Source organism: Clostridium sp. AM29-11AC (genome assembly GCF_003480545.1).
Taxonomy (GTDB): Bacteria; Bacillota; Clostridia; order Lachnospirales; family Lachnospiraceae; genus Otoolea; species Otoolea saccharolyticum_A.
In genome coordinates this window covers 1-1,576 of record NZ_QUJI01000058.1, presented here as the reverse complement: position 1 = coordinate 1,576, position 1,576 = coordinate 1, and the positions used below count along the sequence as shown (strand labels likewise).

The following is a 1,576-nucleotide window of genomic DNA, read 5'->3' as shown; positions in this document are numbered from 1 at the left end:
TCCTCGTATTATATAGTAGTAGTGTTTATAGACCCTCTCCAAGGTCTGTATGCTATACTGTTTGGAGATACTGTGGATTGGTTTCATTTTCCTACCACTTGATGGTTACGGAAAGGCTCCAACCACAGTCTCTTTGTATCGTTGTTAATCAGTTAGATACCGCATGACGGTTGATTTAGAACGAGGTTACAAGCGCAGAGAGCTCTGTGGTCCTAAACAGTATCTAAATCTATTACTAAGGAGTGTTCTTATGATCTACGTTGGAATTGATGTCGCTAAGGATAAGCATGACTGCTTTATCACCAATTCAGATGGCAAAGTCCTTTTTCCGGTTTTTACCATTCAGAATAACCGGGATGGATTTGATGTTCTTTTTTCCAGGATTCAATCCTCTTCTTCAGATGTGTCCAATATAAAAGTAGGACTGGAGGCCACTGGACACTACTCTTACAACCTGCTCGGTTATCTTATTGACAAAGGTCTCCACACCTTCGTTATCAATCCGCTCCACACAAATCTTTACAGAAAAAGTCTCAGCCTTAGAAAGACGAAAACAGATAAGGTTGATGCCCGAACCATTGCTTTGATGCTCATGTCTGACGTGAACCTGAAGTCCTACTCAGATACATCATACCATAACGAGGAGTTAAAGTCACTCACCCGTTATCGTTTTCGTAAGGTTCAGGAACGCGCTCAGCTTAGACAGTCTGTTTCCAGGCTTGTTACCATTCTCTTTCCAGAATTGGAAAAACTTGTTCCTTCGCTTCATATTGCTTCTATCTACGCCCTTCTTTCCGAGTTTCCTTCTGCCGGAACGATTGCCTCCTGCCATTTGACACACCTGACGAAGCGGTTGGAAAACGCTTCAAAAGGCCGTTACAGCCGGGAGAAAGCGATTGAAATACGGAATGCTGCCAGAGCCTCCATCGGTTCCAACATGCCTGCCAAATCTCTGGAATTAAAGCACACACTCCGGCTGATTGGTGAACTGGATTCCGAAATCTCAGAAATTGAATCCGAAATCAAACGGATCATGGATGAAATCCATTCTCCCATCCTGACCATTCCAGGAATAGGCTACCGCATGGGCGCCATGATCCTGGCAGAGATTGGAGATTTCTCCCGCTTTGATTCGCCGGATAAGATCCTGGCATATGCCGGAGCTTCTCCATCTACCTATCAATCCGGGCAGATGGAATCCTCTTATTCCCACATGGAGAAACGGGGATCGCGCTATTTACGTTTTGCTCTGATCAATGCCACCAAATACGTCTGCCAATGGGATGAAACTTTCGGTGCATACCTTCAGAAGAAGATTTCTGAAGGGAAACACTACAACGTCGCCATCACCCACGCCGCAAAGAAACTTGTACGGTTAATTTACGCAATGGAAAAATCCGGCAAACCTTACATAAAAACGGCATAACTTTTTCTGCCCTATAACACTCTTTTAGAGCACCGATATCCGATGCTCTGTTTGTCGTGCGATTTTCAAGGTACAACGATCTATGAAATGCGTTCCCGCAATTCATTCAAAAATCTTCATTTTAGACTTGACTTTTAATAGTTAGTCTTT

Annotated in this window: 1 protein-coding gene; it reads left to right on the top strand. The window is 43.7% G+C overall.

Going from position 1 to position 1,576, the window contains the following annotated elements; all coding sequences use genetic code 11:
* The first annotated feature begins 250 nt into the window (after positions 1 to 250).
* Entirely contained in the window at positions 251 to 1,426 is a 1,176-nt protein-coding gene (locus DW757_RS17190; protein WP_044930339.1) for an IS110 family transposase, read from the top strand.
* Positions 1,427 to 1,576: the final 150 nt, after the last annotated feature.